Here is an 18,051-nt window from a genome sequence, read left to right as displayed (position 1 = left end):
CCAGCTCCAGTGGCCGACTGCCCAGACCACCGCCAGCAGGCCGGCGGTCTTGGTGAGCAGGGTGTAGGCCCCCAGAGCGGCTGCATAGGAAAGCACCAGGGTCCGGCCCTCAAAGGGGAGCATGAATAGATTTTCCAGGTTGGCCCGGTTGTCGTCAGAGGAAAGGGCCTGCCACATGACCCCGCCGGAGAAGGCACCAGCCATCAGGTACAGGATGGAGGGGGCGATCTCCACCTGGAGTCCAGAGATATGCAGCCCCCAAAAGGCCACCAGCTCCAGAAAGAGCGTCCGAATCAGCCGCTCATATTTCACGCCAAATAGCTTTTTGGCGGTGACGTCAAAGCTCATTTTCATCATGCAGGGCCTCCCGAATGTTGGCGGCGTTTATTTCGCCACCCTCAAAGCTCCGGCGGATCTGTCCGTCCTCCAGCACCAGTACCCGGTTCGAGGTCAGGGTGATGCTCTCCAGGATGTGGGAGGAGAACAGAACTGTCCCGTGCTCCTTATACCCGGCGATCAGCCGGTACAGGTTCTCTGTACTCTGGAAGTCCAGCCCGTTCACCGGCTCGTCCAGCAGGAGGAGCGGCCGTTTCAGGGCGAAGGCGGTGATCAGAAACGCCTTTTTCTTGTTTCCAGTGGACAGGTCTTTCAGCAGAGTGTCGGTGTAGTCCTCGAAGTGAAAGCCCTGCACCAACTCGGACACGTCGGGCAATTTCGTTTTGTACGCCGCCGCCACATAGGACAGGTACTCCCGGAAGGTGAAATACTGGAAGGAGTTGTCCTCGGCAAAGACAGTGTACCGGCACAGCTTGAAACCTTTATCTCGGAAGGTGACCAGCTGGCCGTTCAGACGGATGCTGTCGCAGTGAAAGCCCTCATGGAGTCCGGACAGGGTTTTCAGGAAGGTGGTCTTGCCCGCCCCGTTCAGGCCGATCAGCCCCACCACTTCATGGGGCCGCAGCTGGAGGGAGAAGCCGGACAGCACGATACAGGCCGCTGACAGCCGCCGCCAGCCAGATCAGAGCCAGGATACCACGAATATAAACATGACGCATAACAGTTTCCTCCTTGAAGCAGTGCTTCCTTTGATGTATCCGCATCATAACAGAAAACCGGGCGCTGTGCGCGAGTGTCCGCAAACGGTTGGTTTTTGGCCGCGAAAAGGGGCGCTTACCTTCTGCGGATAAGCGCCCCGATAAACTTGAAGTGGTAATTTACATTTGTTACTCTCGGATTGGCTTCATATTAAACCTTTTCCGAACCTTTCTGCCTAATTGATGAAGTCTTTTTTCTTGCTCGTCTGTTAATTCCGAAACACGATTCCAAAGAATACGGATAAAAGTTTCTGCATTATCCGCATTCAACGTCTCAGCAATTCTTTCTGCATATTCTTGGAGTTCCTCTGGTTTGCATGTTGTTAATTCGTCAAACATACGACATGACCTCCCTGGATATCCCGATTTGTCGCTCTGATTATAGCACAAGCTCGTTCTCTAAGCAATCCGATGAAAAACAACCGTTTGCTCTTTCATGGAAATTTTCCCCACCTGATACCCGTAGTCCGTCAATTCCTTTTTGTATTTCAGGAACGAGTGGTCAATGGGTATCCCCGCGATTTCCTGGATCTGCGCAAAGGTCAATTTGAGGGCCGGGCTTCCATCCTTTTGCACATAGTCCCACAAAGCGTCGTATTTACTCATAGGAAAAATCCTCCATTCCTTGATAGGACAGTGTAGCTACCGCCCGGAACACTTCCCCGGAGACACCGGCCTGCACCATTCCGTCGTACTTTTCCGCGGCGGTCTGAGCGCTTTTCAGGCCCCAACCGTGGAGACCGCCCCCGGTCTTGGTGGTTTTCAGCTCGCCATTTTCCTGGACGGGTACAGAGGAAAAACTGTTCTCCACCTTGATGACCAGCATCTGCTGGATGCGGCGGATGGTGAGGGCCACCGTCCGCCCCGACGGGTCGGGCACCTGCCGGGCCGCCTCGATGGCGTTGTCCAAAAGATTCCCCAAAATCGCGCACAGATCCACGCTACGGATGTTGGCGCGGCGGGGGAACTCCACCTGGGCCTGGAACCGGATGCCAGCCTCCCCCGCCGCAGCCGCTTTGCTGTTGATCAGGTAGTCCGTTGTCTCGTCCCCTGTCCAGAGGTTGGCGGTCAGGTTTTGCACCGGGGCCTGCAATTCATCCAGGTAGCGGACAGCCTCCCCATACTTCTCATGGGTGAGGAGCTGCCGCAGAACGCCGATGTGGTTGTGGAGGTCGTGGAACAGTTTGGCGTTGACCTGGTAGGCCCGGTTGACAGCGGTATAGTCCCGCTCCAGCAGCTCGGCCTGCTCCGATTTCAGCTTTGCCAGCTCCTTTTCCACCTCATACTGCCGGTTGATGTTGAACACCAGCACCGACATCATCAGCACCACCGCCAGGATGGTCCACATATAAAGGGTGTCGTCGGGGATCGCCAGAACTGTCTGCTCCGACAGTGTGATGACTCCGAGGAATCCCGCCAGCGTAAGCGCGGAGACAGCCTGGAACGCGGATTTGCGGTTGATCTCCCAGCCTCTGGAGAGCCAGACCGCCAAAACGGCCAGCAGCCCATGGAGCAGCCAGAGGGCGGACTGTCCGGCCAGTGTTCTGGTGCTCAGAAAGTCCTGGGAACGGAACAGCACGCCCATCCATGCCGGCAGGAGAAACGACCAGAAAGAGACGCCGATCTCATAAAAGATGCCGACAAACAGGCCCATTCTCAGTTCTGCCCCTTGCAGCCGGTGGGCGCAGGCGGCAATCAGAACCGCCTCCAGAGCCATCCGGTAGAAATCCGGCGCATGGAGCAGGGACAGCGAAACCGTGAGAACCAGCACCCCGGCCAGCCCCGCCGCGATACTTTTTCGGTCTGGTCTCTTTATGGACAGCAGCCGGTGAACGAGCGTCAGGCCCACCAGAACCCGCACCGCCCCGGTCAACAGGCCGGAAAGCAGCAGAAACACGTCCGTCATATGTGCGCCCCCCAGTAGGCGTTGATCTGGGCCTTTACTTCCTGCAGATGGGAGCGGCTGATGGGGAGGGCGGCGCCGTTTTTCAGGACGGCCATGCCCTCTTTGACCTGCATGACGTGGATCATGTTGACGATGCAGCCCCGGTCGATGAAGATAAACTCCTCTGCGCCCAGCTCCTCATAGACCTGCTGTAAGCTCTTGCGCACCTTGGCCGCCCCGCCTGCGGTGGCGATGCTGGTGTTTTTCCCGTCCCGCGAGAGGTAAAGAATCTCCTTATACGGAATTTTCTCCAGGCGGCTGTTGGTCTGGATGGTGTAGAACTTCCCCTCCTCCAGCTCGATCAGCCGGATGGCGTCACAGATTGCCCCAGGGAGCCGCCGGGCGATGTCGTTCTTGGGGACGTACCGGAAGATGGACAGCTCAAAGGCGTCAATGGCGTACTCCACATGGGAGGTAATGAAGATGATCTTCACATTGGGCAAAAAGGGCCTGATTTTCCCAGCCAGCTCCATCCCGGTGCTGCCGGGCATTTCAATGTCCAGCAGGATCAGGTCAAAGAAAAACCCATCCTCGGTGATGTCGTAGAGGAGATTGCCGCTGTGAGTATAGGCGGCGATCTCGCCGGCGCTCCCGCATTGCTTCAGGCAGTCCTCCGCGAGCTTGCGGTTGGATTGGACGGTGGCACTGTCATCGTCGCAGATGGCAATACGCAGCATGGGGTAATCCACCTCCCTCATTATTATGACGGAATATTATACTACGGCTGCCCTGCACTGGCAAGCAGCCATCCGCCTGTTTGTTATGACCATCCGCCTGTTTGTTATGAAATGCTCTTTGAATGTCACGAAATGTTTTGTAATGGTCACTCCGAAGTGCCCGGAATAAAAAGAGACAAATATTTCTCATTTTCCTATTGACACGAAGAAAGTGAAGTGATATATTTGTCCTATCAAGAGATAAATATATCTCGTTAATTGGAGGCACTACATGAAAAAGAATCAGGTAAAAATCTGGGTTGGCTGCGGGATCTTCTGCATCGCGGCCGTGCTGCTCTCAGTCTGGTACGCTGTTACATTTAACGACTCCCGCCTGGTCGCTCCCATGGACTTTGGAAGTTACTCCTTCAACACGAAGGATCTGCCCATGATTTTATCCATCTCCCTCACCTGCGTCTATGCGCTCGCTCTGTTTATCCAGCTGTTTATCAGCATTGGGAAAAGCAAGAGGAACATCGCAAAGACAAACATGACACGCAAAGTCAATCCTAAACTGGGGTTCCTGGGGCTGCTGGGATTTTTGGGCCTTGCGGGTTTCTGGACCTACTCCGCCATGGGCGCTGTTTTCCCCTTTGCGTTTTTCCTGTTTTTCGGCTTTTTTGGATTTTTCTATGAGGGAAAAATGTCCGGGATCTTTATGGATGAACGCTTCCGCGAGAATGTTGCCCGCGCCTGGCTCAACACTTACAAAATCACGTTCAGCATTACACTGATTGCGCTGGTCATTCTCTGCCAGGGGAGGCTGTTCGGCAGCCTGGAATATACCCTGATTGCCACGATTATCGTACTCTCCCTGACATTGGCCCTGGGTATTTTTCTCCCGGAGTATCTGCTTTACCGCTATGACCACGACGACCAGACGGAGGAAGGCGGGGAATAAGAAATGGCCGAGTTTGAGTGCAGATTAAAAAAGTACCGGCAGCTGAAGGATCTGACCCAGGAGCAGCTGGCCGCGCAGGTGGGCGTGCGCCGGGAAACCATCATGCGGCTGGAAAAAGCACAGTACAATCCCTCTCTGAAATTAGCTATTGACATTTCAAGGGCGGTTGAGGCCCCAATTGAAGAAATATTTATTTTTGATTGATGGACTCATTTCAACACCTCGCTTCCTTGGGTGAGGTCATTGTAAAACGCAAATGTCACAGAAATGTCCGAAGTGCTTAAAATTTTGAAAAATTAAATGACGGCCATAGAAGTATCAGGACAGCGCATAAGGGAGCGGCAAAAAGCCGCTGCCCTCCAGCATTTTATTACTGCTGCAATTTAATGGTGTCCACAATAGCCATGTTGCTGATCTGTCTGATTGGGTGCCTGATTACAATTGCTGTCAATAGCCGTACCGCTTCCGGTATTTCAGCAGCAGCGCCGCCGCCATGACTGTCCCCAGCAGCTCGGCCACAGGCGTCGCCAGCCACACGCCGGTGACACCCCCCAGCAGGACGGGCATGATCTGAATGCTGGCTACGGTAAACAGGAAGGACCGGGAGAAGGCCAGCACGGCGGACACCACCCCGTTGGACAGGGCGGTAAACATACCACTGGCAAAGACGTTCAGCCCTACGAACAGCAGAGCGATGGAGCACAGGCGGTTTCCCGTCACCGCCAGCTCATACACCGGGCTGTCCGGCCGGGTGAAAATACCCACCAGGGGGACGGTGGCCAGAATGGAGATCAACGTACAGAGGACGGACGCCCCGACGATGAATTTGACGCTGAATCCTACCAGCTTCTTCAGCTTCTCATGGTTCTGCTCCCCGTGGTAGTAGGAGATCATGGGGGCCACACCGTAGGAGTAGCCGATGAACAGGGCGCTGACGAACATCAGCACATACATGATGATGGTAATGGCCGCCACGCCGTCTTCGCCTATGTATTTCAGCATCGCCAGGTTGAACAGCAGGGTGGTGATGCCGGACACCAGGGAGGTGGCCAGCTCCGACATACCGTTGGTTGAGGCGTGGAACAGCACCCCGCCCCGGAAGACCGGTCTTTCAAAGTGGAGCAGGCTGTCCTTTTTCCGGAACACCAGAAAGCCCACCACGGCGGTGATGGAGTAGCCCAGTCCGGTGGCGATGGCCGCCCCCTGGATACCCATGTCGAATAGAGCAATCAGAACATAGTCCAGAATGATATTAGTCACGCCCCCTGCCACCGTGCAGATCAGGGACAGGGTGGACTTGTCGGCGGCAATGAGGTACAGGGAGAAGTTGTACATGAGCAGGATGGGGATGGTGAACAGCAGGTAGTTGCTCAGATAGGTGCGGCAGTAGCCGAACACCGCCGGGGAGAGGCCCATAGTCCCCAGCAGAGTGTCCATCAGGGTGTAACCCAGCAGCATCATCACCCCGCCCACAACGGCGTTGGTGAGAATCAGCAGGGTAAAATCCTGCCGGGCCTCCTGTTCCTTGTGTTCCCCCATTTTCTTCATGACTACGGCGCTGCCGCCGGTAGCCAGCATCCCGGAGATGGCCGTGATCAGGGCGATGGCCGGGGCGGTGAGGTTGATGGCGGACAGGGCCTCCATCCCAATCAGGTTGGAGACGAACAGCCCGTCCACCATGGTGTAGAAGGTGTTGAACACTGTCATGACAATGGTGGGGAATGCAAAGCGCAGGATGTTTTTGCCCGTGACCGGCAGATGGTAAGAGTCCAGTTTTTGTTCCATGGTTTTCTCCTTTTGGGTTACAGATGAAATATATTTGGCATTATAGAAAACTGGCTTGTATTGGCGCAAAGCCAGTGATATAATTGGAGCGATAAATCGGGATTTAAGGAGAAACAATAATGATAATTGAAACAGAAAGACTACTGTTAAGAGAATTTACTCATGAGGATTTTCCGGCATTATTTGAAATCTTTTCAGATCCAGAAACCATGCGACACTATCCCAAACCTTTTGATGAGAAACGTACAAAGGATTGGATTGAATGGAATCTCCAAAACTACGAGGAATATGGATTCGGTTTGTGGGCTGTTGTTTTAAGAGAAACGGGTGAATTTATCGGCGACTGCGGGCTGACAATACAGAATATTGATGGAGAATTCCTGCCTGAAATAGGGTATCACATTCATAAAAATCATTGGAGGAAAGGTTTTGGAAGTGAGGCCGCAAGCGCAGTTAGAAATTGGGCATTTATGAATACAGAATACGATTGTCTATATTCTTACATGAAATATACAAATATTGGTTCGTATTCTGTTGCTATTGCAATCGGTATGAGGAAAGTGAAAGAATATCCCGATGAAAAGAATGGGATATCATATGCATATGCCATAAAGCGTGAAGAATGGGAAAAATTAAAGTGATAAAATTCCGGTTTATTGGGGGACTGCCTGGAACGGCGGTTCCCCGGTTTTAATATTTGACATCTTTTTCGGCAAGGGGTATCATAAACCGTGTGGCAGCCACGCAGTCAAGAGATATTTTTCATTTTGGGGAGGAAATTTTTATGGAGCGGAAAATAGGCTGGCTGACCTCCGGGGCTTTCGCTGCCCTGTGCGGCACCACCAAGGAGACCCTGCGTCACTACAAGGATATTGGGCTGCTTTTGCCCGTCCACCAGGGGGACAACGGCTATTTTTACTACGATGTGGAGCAGTTCTACGATTTTTACGCCATCTCTATCTTCCGCCAGACGGGCACACCCCTGGAGGAGATCCGCCGCTGCCTCCGGGGGCAGGATACTCACAAAACCATAGAACTTCTGCGGGAACAGAAGGACTGCCTGGAGGCGGAGCGGCGGAGGCTGGAGCACATGGACTTTGTACTATCCAACGCCCTGCGCAGCCTGGAGTTCGGGTCGGTTTCAGATATGGTTCCACAGACCGCCTGGTTTGAGACGGAGCACCTGCTGGCCCTCCCGGTGGAGGAGCTGGAGGGGCTGATGTCCCCGGGAGCCAGCGAGGACGAGATGCTGATTACCGTACTGGAGCGGTGCCAAGCGTTGTGCGCTCGGTACGGGATACAGACGGATTTCCTCTTGGGGGCTATCCACCAGCCAGGGGAGCAGGGCGGGCCAGGGGCCATCAGCCACCTCTATACCCGAATCAAAGAAAAAGCGGACTTCCCCTATTATAAGGAGAAGCCCGCTGGAACCTTTTTATATGTCTGCTGCCGAGGCCACTGGGATATTTCGGCAGCTTACGTCACGCTGGAAGCGTATATTCGGGAGCGGGGGCTGAAGATTGAGGGGCCGTTCTACGCCTGTGACCTGGCTGGGTTCATCCTTAACTCGGTGGAGAAAAATGCGGCGTCCATGATTTCGGTGCGGCTTTTGGACAGCGTTTCAACAAGATAAAGTGCAGGATAAAGCGCGGGGGTCGCAAGCGCCCCTCCGCACGGGAAACACCGCCCCGCAGAGCGGGGCGGGGACGTTCGGGCGGGGGTCATTTTTCACCCCCTGGGGTCAATTCGGGGGTCTGCTTTCACAAAAAGCCCGCCGTTGCCCGTTTTTCGCGGGATCTCGGCGGGGATATATACGAATTTCAGGAGGAGCATCATGCCAAGAGAAAAAATTCAAGTTCGCGCTGCGAATTTCCCCTGAGACGCAGCAACTCGTCAAAGAGATGTGTCTTCGGGACAACTGCCGTACACAAAACGAGTTTATCGAGAAGGCCATCCGGTTCTACGCCGGATACATCTCAGGCCAAGAGGCCACCGCTTATCTCCCACCCGCACTGGCGTCTGTCTTACGCGGTACGGTTCAGGATATCTTTGGAATAGGGACGAAAGCCGATGTCCGCTGTGAAAAAGGCCACCAGCTTGTCCAGCGGGAGATCACAGAGCTGGGCAGCACCAACAGGCGCCTTCTCCCGGAAAATCTGCTGGTAGGCTTCATCGCTGGTTTGTAACTCTGACGCCTGCTGGGTAGCGGCCATGCGCCGTTTCAACATATCGTTCATGTTCGCTTTAAGCAAGCCTCAGCACCTCCTCCGCCAGACTGCGGTAGGAATCGGCGGCGGCATTCTTCGGAGCGTAGTCAAAAATGCTCTGCCCGGCGGTGGGACACTCCGCTACCTTAATGGAGTATTCAATGGGACGCTCAAAGACGTGGAAGGACTTGCCGTAGATCTCGCCCACACTCTCCCGGACGCTGCGGCACAGCTGAGGCCGGGACTGGTACATGGTCAGCAGGATGCCAGCGATTTGGAGCTTGGGGTTGAACCGTTCCCGCACCGACCTGACCAATTCCAGCACTTCCGGGATACCCTCGCTGGCTAGAAAGTGAGCCTGGACCGGCACAATACAGAAGTCCGACGCCGCCAAAGCGTTGACGGTTAGCAGTTCATGCTTCAAGCCGCAGTCAATGATGATATAATCATAGAAAGACCGCAGATGTTCCAGCAGGTCGGCCATGACTCTTTCACTGGTCCGCCCGGAATCTCCCACAGCGTTGTACTGTGAGAGTTGCATAACCTGGAGTCGGGCGGCAGCGTCCGACAGCCGGTGGTTGGCAGGTATAAGGTCGATGCCGGTGTCCGTATGGATGACAGTCTTCTGTAAATGGTAGTCCAAATCCTTCGGGTAGTCAATGGCGGCCAGCAAGAGGTTTGCCAGTGTGCGGGGCTGCTCGGCAGGGGTATAGCCCAGCGATGCCGTGAGATTGCTTTGAACATCGTTGTCAACCAGCGCGACAGACTTCCCGGCAGCAGACAGTGCAGCTCCCAGATTTAATGCTGTTGATGTCTTGCCGCAGCCCCCCTTAAAATTGCTGACGCTGTAAATTATTGCCATTCCGCACATCCCCTCTTTTTTAGTTTTGATTTTTAGCGCAAAAAAATGGACCAAATCAGAAAAAGGCTTCTTTTATAAGCACTTTCTGACTTGGTCCTAATATAGCACTATCATCGGTAAAGTGCCGGATATTGGAAAAGCCGTTTTTTCTTGCATAGTCCTCTAAAATCCGTTTTTGAGAGTTAATATGTGGAGGGTGGTTTCTGCCACCAAATACATATGACTGCGGCTCATTTGTGGTGAATAGGACTTGCTGTTGTAGGAAAGGAAATAACATCCATATCGCATTATCGGTAGCCGCTACCGAAAACATCTGAAATGACGGAGGAACGCTATGAATGAATTGAAACCAAGGATACATGATGAGATGAACGACCTTGATTATGTCCTGGTCGGGGACTACTACATCCCGGCTATCGGATTACCGGAGGACGATGACCACCCCATCGGGAAGTGGGGGCGGATGCACCGGGCGTATCTGGAAGAAACGAATCCACTCCTGCTCAACCACCTGACCTTGACGGGCAGACTGCACACCTACCTTGCCGATTTGGACGAGCAGGCGCAGGATCGCTATCGGCTCATCATCAGGCAGATGGCCGCTGCCGAGGGCGTCACCGAGGACTTGAAGCGCCAGTCACAGTGGGAGTGGGTCAGGGCTATGAACAGCATTATGAACCGTGCCGAGGAAAGTATCAAGTGTGAACTGATTTAGGTGAGAAGTCTTTGCAACGATTGTGCGCCGATTCCTTCATCCATCTTGAATACGGCTATTTTATCAGGTATAATGATTGCAATCCAATCGACAGGAGGCGGCTATGAAAAGGATCGTGGTCATTCAGGGCGGTGGACGGCCCAAGGGCAACACCGCTCAGTTGATAGACAGCTTCAAGCGGGGTGCTGAGGAGGCCGGACACAGCGTGGAGGTAATCTCCCTGCTGCGGCATGAGGTAAAGGGATGTTTGGGCTGTAACGCCTGCCGTTATGGCAAGCCCTGTGTGCAAAAGGACAGCTTCAACGGCCTTGTTCCCAAAGTCAAGGAGGCGGATCTGCTGGTCTTCGCGTCCCCGCTGTATTTCTGGACACTGTCCTCCCGGATCAAGGCGTTCATTGAACGGTTCTACTGCATCGCGGAGGAGGACACTGACCCGCCTCTGGGCCGATATGAACGATACCCTGTGAAGGACTGTGCCCTGCTGATGACAGCGGCGGATAACTTCTTCTGGACCTTCGACCAGGCGGTGTCCTATTACCGCTTCGCCCTCGTCAACTATATCGGCTTCCACGACAAGGGGATGCTGTTGGCTGGCGGCTGCGGGGATACGAATGGAAAGCCCCGGATCGACAAGACAGATTATTTGGAAAAAGCGTATCAATTCGGGAAGAACATCTATCAGGGGGAGGAACCTGCCATATGAGCATCCTGGTACTTCTGACCTATACGGGGAAAGGCGGCAGCGCCCGCAAGTTTGCCGAGGAAATGGAGGCAAGCGGGACGGCGACGTTGATTCGCGGAGAGGATGGAAATGAGCGGTATGAATATTTCTTTCCTTTTAGTGAACCTGAGACTGTTCTGCTCATTGACAGATGGAGAGATCAGGAGTCCCTGGACCAGCATCATGCGTCTCCAATGATGGAAACCATCTCACAACTGCGGGAAAAATATGACCTGCACATGAGCGTGGAAAGATATGTTCTTGATGAAAGCGGGATTCCCACCCGTGATGAAAAATTTATCAGGCACTGATCACACAAGCATTTTCTAACAATTGTTCTCGTTCGTTTAGAGCCGGATGACCGGGAGCAGTTTATTTTGGACAATCAGGAAGCCTTTCTGTATGGCGCAACACAAGAATTCGGGATGCGGGACAACCATTTCGAGGAAGATGGGGAGATTATTGCGCGTAAAACCATTGAGGATTGCAACATCAATCTAACCTGTTGGAATCCTTGAAAGACCCATCCCAAATTACAGAATAGTGGCACACCATATTCCGCCCATAATCTCGGAAACTGGCTTGCCCCTTGGCTTTCCAGAGTTCCCTTCCTTTTGCTTGTTCCGTTAAACAAGGGTTGAAGCGGAAGGAGGAATTTTCCCGGTTAAAAACGACCCCGCAGGGGCCGCCGAATTTCAAGTGGATTTCTAAATGAAGTTCCTCTTTTGTACTGCCTTTTTTGACTATGATTTTATCTAAAATTGTGGTGACCACAGCAGAATTGACGCTGTTTTGGAAGGTTAGTTCCTCTTCCAGAGCAGAGCGGATTTCCTGTAATTGCGCCGTGGTCTGCTGTCCTTTTTCTGCCTCCGACTGGAGCACCGCCAGCCGTTCTTCCAGAACCTTGGCCTGCTCATTGAACCCATCGTTGCGCTGCTTGAACTCCGCTGTGGAGATGACGCCCTCAATGCTCATCTCCAGCAGGCGGTCTTTTTTTGCCTGGATGGAGGAAAGGTCTTCCTCAATGTGACGGATGTCCTGGGCGTAGTCGTGCTCGTCGGGGACAGACTGGAGGACGGTCACCACTGCGTCAATAATAGCTTGTTTGTTCTGGGTCAGCTGGTCGAAAATTTGAGCCATGATCTGATCCAGTTCTGTAGTACGCAGTTGGGGGGCGGAGCAGGCCACCCGGCCGCGGTTCCGGTATACCCGGCACTGCCAAACCTCTTTTTCGCCTTTGGAGCTTCTCAGCACCTGCCGGTGGAAGCTGGTGCCGTGCTCCTCGCAGATGATTTTCCCGCTGTAGGGGTAGCGGTTGTGGAACTTCGCCGCGCTCTGGTGGGACATCATTTGCTGGCTGCGGCGTTTGTAGAGGGCGTTGGCCCGGTCCCACAGCTCCTCCGACACGATTGCCGGGATGGATGGGTCCGGGTACATGACCCACTCGCTTTCGTCCAGGAAAACCTTCCGCTTACTGCGATAGTCCACTGTCTGGCTTTTGTTGGCACAGTACCAGCCTTTATACTTAGGATTGCAGAGGATGTGACGGATGGTCAAGACATTGAAGGTGTTGCCCTTGCGGCTGGTGAAGCCCTCGTCGTACAGCGTCTGGGAGATGCGCCGGATGCCCATCTGCTGATTAGCGTAGAGATCAAAAATCCGCCGTACTACCTGGGCTTCTTCCTCGTTGATGGTCAGCACACAATCCTTCTTGTCGTAGCCCCACAGCTTGTCGTTGCCCAATACATGGCCGTTTTTAATGGCCTGCCGGAAGCCGAATTTCAGCCGTTCCGACAGCTTGCGCACCTCGTCCTGGGCCACTCCGGCCATGACTACCAGCCGGAACTCGCTGTCGCTGTCCAGGGTGTTGATGTTGTCGTTCTGGAACAGCACCCCCACATCGTGTTCCAACAGTTCCTGGGTGTACTTGATGCTGTCCAGAGTGGAACGGGAAAAGCGGGATATCTCCTTCGTGATGATGAAGTCAAACCGCCCCGCTTTGGCGTCTCTTATCATCCGATTGAAGCTGTCCCGCTTTTTGGTGCTGGTCCCGCTGATGCCCTCGTCGATGTACCCTTCTATGTAGGTCCAGTTGGGCTTTGACTGGATCAGCTCGGTGTAGTATTGAATTTGGTTTTCCAGGCTGTTGATCTGCTCATCCTTGTCGGTGGAAACTCTAGCGTAAAAGGTCACCCGCAGGGGAAGGTCAAAGATGGTTTTCCCACTGCGCATCTCATTGCGTATCCTGAGCACATTCATGTCCGTTCGCCTCCTTTGTCAAGCACACAGGATACCGGAAAAATTCCGGGAAGTCTATCACAGAATGTACCAAATCCACCGCGCCGGAATAGGCGGAATTCGATATGAGACCAAGGGAACGGATATGATCCAGCAGAACGCTGACCAGCTCTCGCTGTGCGCTTTCCAATTTGCATCACCTCAGTTCATAAATATGTGGTAGAAATAAAAAAATGTCAGGCGGAATTGCTCCGCCTGACATTTGATTTGTAAATCATTTGATTAACTCTTTGTGCCTTTTGTCCTGATGCCGCAAAAATGAAGGCACTTCTGCGGACAGGCATCCACGCATTTTCCGCACCGGATACACTCCGGGGAGCGGGAGATTTCTCGCAGAGAGAGAGCCACTGGACAGGCTTTTTCACAGGCCATACAGGAGACGCACAGTTCCTTTTCCCATTGGATTTGCACAAGGCTGAACCGGTTAAACCAGCCATAGATTGCCCCCAGCGGGCACAGATATTGGCAAAAAGGCCGGTATATTTTCATAGACAACAATACAACGGCAATCAAAATCCCCAACTTCCACAGAAACAGACCGCCGGCTTGGCCTCGGAGAGCCTCATTCGTGCTAAGCAGAGGGATTGCACCGAACAAGGTGCCGGAGGGGCACAGATATTTGCAGAATGCAGGGACTTTTGCAAATCCCCCAAACAAAAACATGGAGCCGACACACACCAAAAGAACCAGCACTGCGTATTTTCCATACTTTAAGATATGGTGATAAGGCAGGCGCTTTTTCTTGTGGAAGATGGGGATCTTGTGTAAAAGATCCTGTACCAGCCCAAAGGGACACAGCCAGCCGCAGACGAAGCGCCCCAGCAGGCTGCCGAACAGGAAGAAAAAACCCAGCGCGGCAAAGGGAATTTGAAAGCCCCTTTGGTTCAACAGCGCCTGCAGCGCCCCTATTGGGCAGGAGGCCACGGCCCCAGGGCAGGAGTAGCAGTTCAGCCCCGGAACACAGGCGTATTTTAAGCTGCCGCGGTAGATTTTACCATTCAGGAAGCCATACATGTACCCGTTTGTTACAATGGTGAACAGAATCTGTACTGTCAATCGAATTCGTTTCATAGCTCACCCAATCCCGATACACTCCAGGCAAATCATCACTGCCTTTTTCCATATCACCGCAAACTGCCCCTGCAAGGCTCCGGCTCCGAGGAAAAGAGTTCCGGCAAGCGCCCCTAATACCCAGGCGTACCTCTTACTGTTTTTCCAGAAGCTCATGGATGAGTTCCTCCCATGCTGATTTTTCCGCAGAACCAACGACACCGCCCAGGTATGCCCCTTCTCCGTCAAAGAAGAAGGTAGTGGGTACGGCACTCACACTGGACAGGATGGCTTGGCCGATGGAATCGTTGGCCAGCAGGTGCAGATAGTTCGCCCCCGTCTCCTGGACCAGGCTTTCCACGAGCGACTGGTCCTCGCCCTCCATCACATCGCTGACGATGCCGATGAGCTGGAACTCCGCCGGGTCATACTCCGCCGCCAACTCGCCCAGCCCCGGCATCTCGCTGAGGCAGGGGTTACAGTAGGTCGCCCATACATTGACCATAGTGAGCTTGGACTGGGAGAAAATCTCCTGGGAAACTGTGTTTCCATCCAGATCTGTTCCCTTAAAAGTGATGAAAATAGGGGCCGTTTCTTCCTGGTCAGACGGTGCGGACTCCGAAGATGCCCCATCTTGGTCAGGGGAGACAACTGCTGTTTCCGTTTCGGGAGTACCCCCGGCTGGCAACTTGCTGCTGTCCCCGGCGCATCCGCCAAGCAGAGCCAGCGACAGTATTAGGAACACGAAAAGCGTTTTGCGCAGTTTATTCATGTCAGTTCCTCCATATTTCATAACTTTTTCTGTCTTGTAAGAATACAAGCCTCAACGCGATCCACGATGATGCCGTGGTCTCGACGGGGATAATATTCCAAAATTGGCTGCAAAACTTTTTGAATATCGTTTGGTGTTAGTTTCGGTATTGTCAATTGTGTTCCATATAGGCTCCGGGCCGTATTCATCTGCCGGGTGAACGTAGTGCCGAAAGGTCTGGCCCGCAAAGCGGAAATCAGAGCAGGCGGAGAGATATCCATTTGAGACAGCTGTGTGTTGGACAAAAGCCCCGCACCGTTATCAAAGATTGGACAATAGTCGTATTTACCGTTCTTTTCAATGACCGCAATATTATTCAAGTGGCGGTCATCGTTGCAAAATAGGGCATCCACCTCAAAAAGCAGGGTCAGGTATTGCGGGAACAGCTTCAGACCAGTCATCTCTGCTGTCATTTCCGCCAGATAGGCAATCCGTTTTTTGTCACTGGAAAGGCGAACCAGTTCCTCTCTCAAAGGTTTTCCCAAGTGACTGGACAACAGACGATTGACTGTAATGAGCGCTTGGCCGGGTTGTAAAAAATTCCTGCTGGAGCAGCCTGTGCGCTCCCGGCCATGGACTTGCAGGCGTTCCACATGATAGCGTACAAACGTGAAGGGCGTGTCCGTCTCAAGATTGCTCCGCTCCAACAGTACGGAAACAACGGTTTCCGTCAGTGCCTCATAGCCAAACTGATCCAGCTTGTACCAACAGTCCGCTACCTGGTCATACCACTTTTCTTGATTCCCTTTCGAGGAGGTTTCCGCAATTTTTTCATCTGTCACAAGCCGGATCGTCATTTCAGCACCTCAATGGTCAGCCATTGCTGATCCTCCGCCATACGTCCGCCGGTTTTCTCAATAATGGCTAAGGGATCATACTCATCCAACCCCAAGGTTTCTAAATACTCCCGCAGTCCGGCCCGCTGCCGGGGGATACAACGCTCCTCAAGGAAACGCTGGAAATCCTCCCAGTTGGGCAGCAGGTTATTTCCAAATGCGGTTTTTATGGTAGGAACTGCCTGGTTTTCTACGATCACCGTCTGTGCGGTAAAATCCGCATAAATTGTAGAGCATAGGGCATCCCGATCATAGAGACGTAAAGCACGTACCTCATGGCCTTGTGCCAGCTGCTGCTCCGCGAACTCAGAACCGCTGAGTATGCGGGACATCATAATTTTTGTCCCATCAAAGGTCAACTTCAGTTCCCGTCGCTTCTCTGTAATCCCCAGTGCCTCTACCCATGTGGTAGGCAAGGTAATCTTACAAGTTTTGGAGTCGCTGCTGGCCGTTCCTCCAGCCGAGCTGATATTTACCCTTGCGATACGCCGTTCCATGTTCTCACCTCAATTATATTATACGGTATTCGGTACGAATAATCAAGAATGAGCCAAAACAATTGGGCCGATACTTTTCGCTTACCCAAATTGTTTTGGCTCATTCTCACTATATGTCAAAACATTTGCTCCATCTCAATGCCGCCTTTAAAGGTTACCAGCAGATGCTCCCCATCTATAATTTTAACTTTTTCCAGGACACGGCGGGCAATGCCGTCATCATATGTTTCCAAGCTATGAGGTAATGGGAGTTGTTCTGGATAGCGGCTTGGTGAAAATCTTCGTCTCTTGTTTATAAGTATACGAAACGGTTCTATATCACCATCCCAGTCCTGTCGCTCCGCATACTGAGCAATCAGAGTGATCACAGTATCATCAATTTGCTTTTGCTGTTCAACTAGATTCTGATACCTCGCGGGGAATAATAGCAGGATGACAATTTTTTACCAAATACTGTGCGAGTTCTCCTTCGTTTTTCTTTCTGGTACCAGAAATGGGATCAATGGTATAAGTCTTCTGCAGCAATGCGTCACCTGCATATTTTTCATTTCGGAGAATGTTCTGAATAGCCCCCCATCGACCAAACCGTCAACCCAGTTTTTGTTACAATGCCCTCATCTTCCAACATGCGCTTGATGTCCTGAAGGCTTTTACCTGACAGATAGGCGTCATAGATCTGCCGTATAACCCTAGCCTCTTCCGGTATGATTTCCAGCTTTCCATCCGCACCTTTTCGATAACCCATCCAACGCTTGTATTGGTACCGCACTTTACCCTCGCGAAATGCAGCACGAACACCCCATTTGACCCGGCTGCTGGTGGCTTCGCTCTTAGCCTGAGAATTTGCCCCCAACATGGCCAGGAAAAATTCGCTGTCCATCTGCGAAGTATCCAGCCGCTCCGTTTCGAAAATGACTGGTATCCGCAATGCTTTCAGCATTCGTACATAGTGCAGGCAGTCCTCAGTGTTTCGCGCAAAGCGCGAGATAGATTTGGTCAAAATGAGGTCAATCTTTCCTCGTTTGCACCAGCGAATCATTCGCTGGAACTCTGCTCGTCTATGGAGCTGTTGACAAAGTGCCTGAAATATAGAGACAAGGGAGATTTCAGGCAAGAAAAAAGACGCCTTTCGGCATCACACTGAGTGTTTAATCATTCTTTTGAGGTTCAAGGCCGCGGCGGAAAGGAGACAGTGGTCCTCCGCTGCCTCTAAACCTCGCCGCAGGAGACGCGTCAGGTTGTGTCCCCATTTCTGTGCGGCAAAAGTACCCTCACACCAGATCTGCCGCTGCTTCAGCGCCTCCCGGTAATCCGGCAAACAATTGCTGCATATAGCAAGGATAACGATGGGTTATCAGGAATCCTGTGAGGGATTGAGTCTATATATGATGTAGATGGTCAATCTCTGTAGTTTGATAAAATCTTGGATTTTATACTCCATATTATGACGATAGGCTGTGACTCGCTTCTTTATTCTAACCGCATTCGCACTGCAAGAATTGCAAACGCATTATCACGAAGGTATCCGGAGCAGGTCCAAGATACTATTAGACACTTAACAACAAGTAAGCGAAAATCTATACAAAATGTCTTTGCTGAAAAAGGGACTGCTC

The 18,051-nt window shown here is 52.5% G+C and carries 25 protein-coding genes; 7 read left to right on the top strand and 18 right to left on the bottom strand.

The features are described from left to right. Nucleotides 1–337: 337 nt before the first annotated feature. The 5 genes from NFS22_RS04615 to NFS22_RS04595 form a co-directional block, all read right to left on the bottom strand. Complete coding sequence (locus NFS22_RS04615) at nucleotides 338–985, bottom strand: ATP-binding cassette domain-containing protein (RefSeq protein WP_338147935.1); 648 nt, start codon at nucleotides 983–985, stop codon at nucleotides 338–340. 238 nt (nucleotides 986–1,223) lie between these two features. Next, nucleotides 1,224–1,433, bottom strand: coding sequence for a hypothetical protein (locus tag NFS22_RS04610; RefSeq protein ID WP_251316569.1), 210 nt, complete (start codon nucleotides 1,431–1,433; stop codon nucleotides 1,224–1,226). Between the two features lie 60 nt (nucleotides 1,434–1,493). Next, a complete protein-coding gene (locus tag NFS22_RS04605) occupies nucleotides 1,494–1,700 on the bottom strand; it encodes a hypothetical protein (protein ID WP_251316568.1) in 207 nt (68 codons plus the stop codon). Continuing rightward, nucleotides 1,693–3,000: a sensor histidine kinase gene (locus NFS22_RS04600; RefSeq protein WP_251316567.1), complete on the bottom strand. Its 1,308-nt coding sequence runs from the start codon at nucleotides 2,998–3,000 to the stop codon at nucleotides 1,693–1,695. The genes NFS22_RS04605 and NFS22_RS04600 overlap by 8 nt, the downstream gene beginning before the upstream one ends. Beyond that, complete coding sequence (locus tag NFS22_RS04595; RefSeq protein WP_251316566.1) at nucleotides 2,997–3,716, bottom strand: LytR/AlgR family response regulator transcription factor; 720 nt, start codon at nucleotides 3,714–3,716, stop codon at nucleotides 2,997–2,999. The genes NFS22_RS04600 and NFS22_RS04595 overlap by 4 nt, the downstream gene beginning before the upstream one ends. Nucleotides 3,717–3,987: 271 nt before the next feature. Between NFS22_RS04595 and NFS22_RS04590 the strand changes: the two genes are divergently transcribed. Further along, complete coding sequence (locus NFS22_RS04590) at nucleotides 3,988–4,656, top strand: DUF2178 domain-containing protein (RefSeq protein ID WP_251316565.1); 669 nt, start codon at nucleotides 3,988–3,990, stop codon at nucleotides 4,654–4,656. Between the two features lie 3 nt (nucleotides 4,657–4,659). Continuing rightward, the gene (locus NFS22_RS04585; RefSeq protein WP_251316564.1) at nucleotides 4,660–4,860 is read left to right on the top strand and encodes a helix-turn-helix transcriptional regulator; all 201 of its coding nucleotides are present in this window, start codon (nucleotides 4,660–4,662) and stop codon (nucleotides 4,858–4,860) included. Between the two features lie 243 nt (nucleotides 4,861–5,103). Here the strand turns inward: NFS22_RS04585 and NFS22_RS04580 are convergent, their stop codons facing one another. Continuing rightward, a complete protein-coding gene (locus NFS22_RS04580; protein WP_251316563.1) occupies nucleotides 5,104–6,441 on the bottom strand; it encodes an MATE family efflux transporter in 1,338 nt (445 codons plus the stop codon). 119 nt (nucleotides 6,442–6,560) lie between these two features. Here NFS22_RS04580 and NFS22_RS04575 point away from each other — a divergent pair, with 119 nt between their 5' ends. Both NFS22_RS04575 and NFS22_RS04570 read left to right on the top strand, forming a co-directional pair. Next, nucleotides 6,561–7,082 carry a GNAT family N-acetyltransferase gene (locus tag NFS22_RS04575; protein WP_251316562.1) on the top strand — a complete coding sequence of 174 codons (522 nt, stop codon included), beginning with the start codon at nucleotides 6,561–6,563 and terminating at the stop codon, nucleotides 7,080–7,082. A 143-nt stretch (nucleotides 7,083–7,225) separates the two neighbouring features. Next, nucleotides 7,226–8,074 carry a MerR family transcriptional regulator gene (locus NFS22_RS04570; protein ID WP_251316561.1) on the top strand — a complete coding sequence of 283 codons (849 nt, stop codon included), beginning with the start codon at nucleotides 7,226–7,228 and terminating at the stop codon, nucleotides 8,072–8,074. 391 nt (nucleotides 8,075–8,465) lie between these two features. Here the strand turns inward: NFS22_RS04570 and NFS22_RS04565 are convergent, their stop codons facing one another. Then, entirely contained in the window at nucleotides 8,466–8,693 is a 228-nt protein-coding gene (locus NFS22_RS04565) for a hypothetical protein (RefSeq protein ID WP_251316560.1), read from the bottom strand. Continuing rightward, the gene (locus tag NFS22_RS04560) at nucleotides 8,686–9,510 is read right to left on the bottom strand and encodes a ParA family protein (RefSeq protein ID WP_251316559.1); all 825 of its coding nucleotides are present in this window, start codon (nucleotides 9,508–9,510) and stop codon (nucleotides 8,686–8,688) included. The genes NFS22_RS04565 and NFS22_RS04560 overlap by 8 nt, the downstream gene beginning before the upstream one ends. A 334-nt stretch (nucleotides 9,511–9,844) precedes the next feature. Here NFS22_RS04560 and NFS22_RS04555 point away from each other — a divergent pair, with 334 nt between their 5' ends. From NFS22_RS04555 to NFS22_RS04545, 3 genes are all read left to right on the top strand, one after another. After that, a complete protein-coding gene (locus NFS22_RS04555; protein WP_251316558.1) occupies nucleotides 9,845–10,225 on the top strand; it encodes a TnpV protein in 381 nt (126 codons plus the stop codon). Nucleotides 10,226–10,328: 103 nt separating this feature from the next. Then, complete coding sequence (locus NFS22_RS04550) at nucleotides 10,329–10,928, top strand: flavodoxin family protein (protein WP_251316557.1); 600 nt, start codon at nucleotides 10,329–10,331, stop codon at nucleotides 10,926–10,928. After that, nucleotides 10,925–11,257, top strand: coding sequence for a putative quinol monooxygenase (locus NFS22_RS04545; protein WP_251316556.1), 333 nt, complete (start codon nucleotides 10,925–10,927; stop codon nucleotides 11,255–11,257). Before NFS22_RS04550 ends, NFS22_RS04545 begins: the two co-directional genes overlap by 4 nt. Nucleotides 11,258–11,438: 181 nt before the next feature. On the opposite strand, the gene NFS22_RS04540 is transcribed toward NFS22_RS04545, so the two are convergent. From NFS22_RS04540 to NFS22_RS04500, 10 genes are all read right to left on the bottom strand, one after another. Further along, the gene (locus tag NFS22_RS04540; protein ID WP_251316555.1) at nucleotides 11,439–13,205 is read right to left on the bottom strand and encodes a recombinase family protein; all 1,767 of its coding nucleotides are present in this window, start codon (nucleotides 13,203–13,205) and stop codon (nucleotides 11,439–11,441) included. Between the two features lie 261 nt (nucleotides 13,206–13,466). Beyond that, on the bottom strand, nucleotides 13,467–14,315 hold the full coding sequence (locus NFS22_RS04535) for a 4Fe-4S binding protein (protein WP_251316554.1): 849 nt from the start codon (nucleotides 14,313–14,315) through the stop codon (nucleotides 13,467–13,469). A 3-nt stretch (nucleotides 14,316–14,318) separates the two neighbouring features. After that, nucleotides 14,319–14,471 carry a CD1871A family CXXC motif-containing protein gene (locus NFS22_RS04530; protein WP_251316553.1) on the bottom strand — a complete coding sequence of 51 codons (153 nt, stop codon included), beginning with the start codon at nucleotides 14,469–14,471 and terminating at the stop codon, nucleotides 14,319–14,321. Beyond that, a complete protein-coding gene (locus NFS22_RS04525) occupies nucleotides 14,449–15,066 on the bottom strand; it encodes a TlpA family protein disulfide reductase (RefSeq protein WP_251316552.1) in 618 nt (205 codons plus the stop codon). Before NFS22_RS04525 ends, NFS22_RS04530 begins: the two co-directional genes overlap by 23 nt. 17 nt (nucleotides 15,067–15,083) lie before the next feature. After that, complete coding sequence (locus NFS22_RS04520) at nucleotides 15,084–15,902, bottom strand: hypothetical protein (RefSeq protein WP_251316551.1); 819 nt, start codon at nucleotides 15,900–15,902, stop codon at nucleotides 15,084–15,086. Next, nucleotides 15,899–16,438 carry a hypothetical protein gene (locus NFS22_RS04515; protein WP_251316550.1) on the bottom strand — a complete coding sequence of 180 codons (540 nt, stop codon included), beginning with the start codon at nucleotides 16,436–16,438 and terminating at the stop codon, nucleotides 15,899–15,901. Before NFS22_RS04515 ends, NFS22_RS04520 begins: the two co-directional genes overlap by 4 nt. Before the next feature lie 116 nt (nucleotides 16,439–16,554). Next, nucleotides 16,555–16,806: a hypothetical protein gene (locus NFS22_RS04510; protein ID WP_251316549.1), complete on the bottom strand. Its 252-nt coding sequence runs from the start codon at nucleotides 16,804–16,806 to the stop codon at nucleotides 16,555–16,557. A gap of 25 nt (nucleotides 16,807–16,831) precedes the next feature. Beyond that, a complete protein-coding gene (locus NFS22_RS24015; RefSeq protein ID WP_420908837.1) occupies nucleotides 16,832–16,963 on the bottom strand; it encodes a hypothetical protein in 132 nt (43 codons plus the stop codon). 19 nt (nucleotides 16,964–16,982) lie between these two features. Continuing rightward, nucleotides 16,983–17,552 (bottom strand): recombinase family protein, encoded by a 570-nt coding sequence (locus NFS22_RS04505; protein WP_277614741.1) that lies wholly within the window; start codon nucleotides 17,550–17,552, stop codon nucleotides 16,983–16,985. Nucleotides 17,553–17,573: 21 nt separating this feature from the next. Continuing rightward, nucleotides 17,574–17,756, bottom strand: a complete 183-nt coding sequence (locus NFS22_RS04500) for a transposase (protein ID WP_251316547.1) — start codon at nucleotides 17,754–17,756, stop codon at nucleotides 17,574–17,576. Between the last annotated feature and the right edge of the window lie 295 nt (nucleotides 17,757–18,051).

The sequence above is a fragment of the Flintibacter muris genome, assembly GCF_943192995.1.
Classification (GTDB): domain Bacteria; phylum Bacillota; class Clostridia; order Oscillospirales; family Oscillospiraceae; genus Lawsonibacter; species Lawsonibacter muris.
Note: the sequence above shows the minus strand (reverse complement) of the source record. Positions and strands in the feature narration are given on the sequence as shown.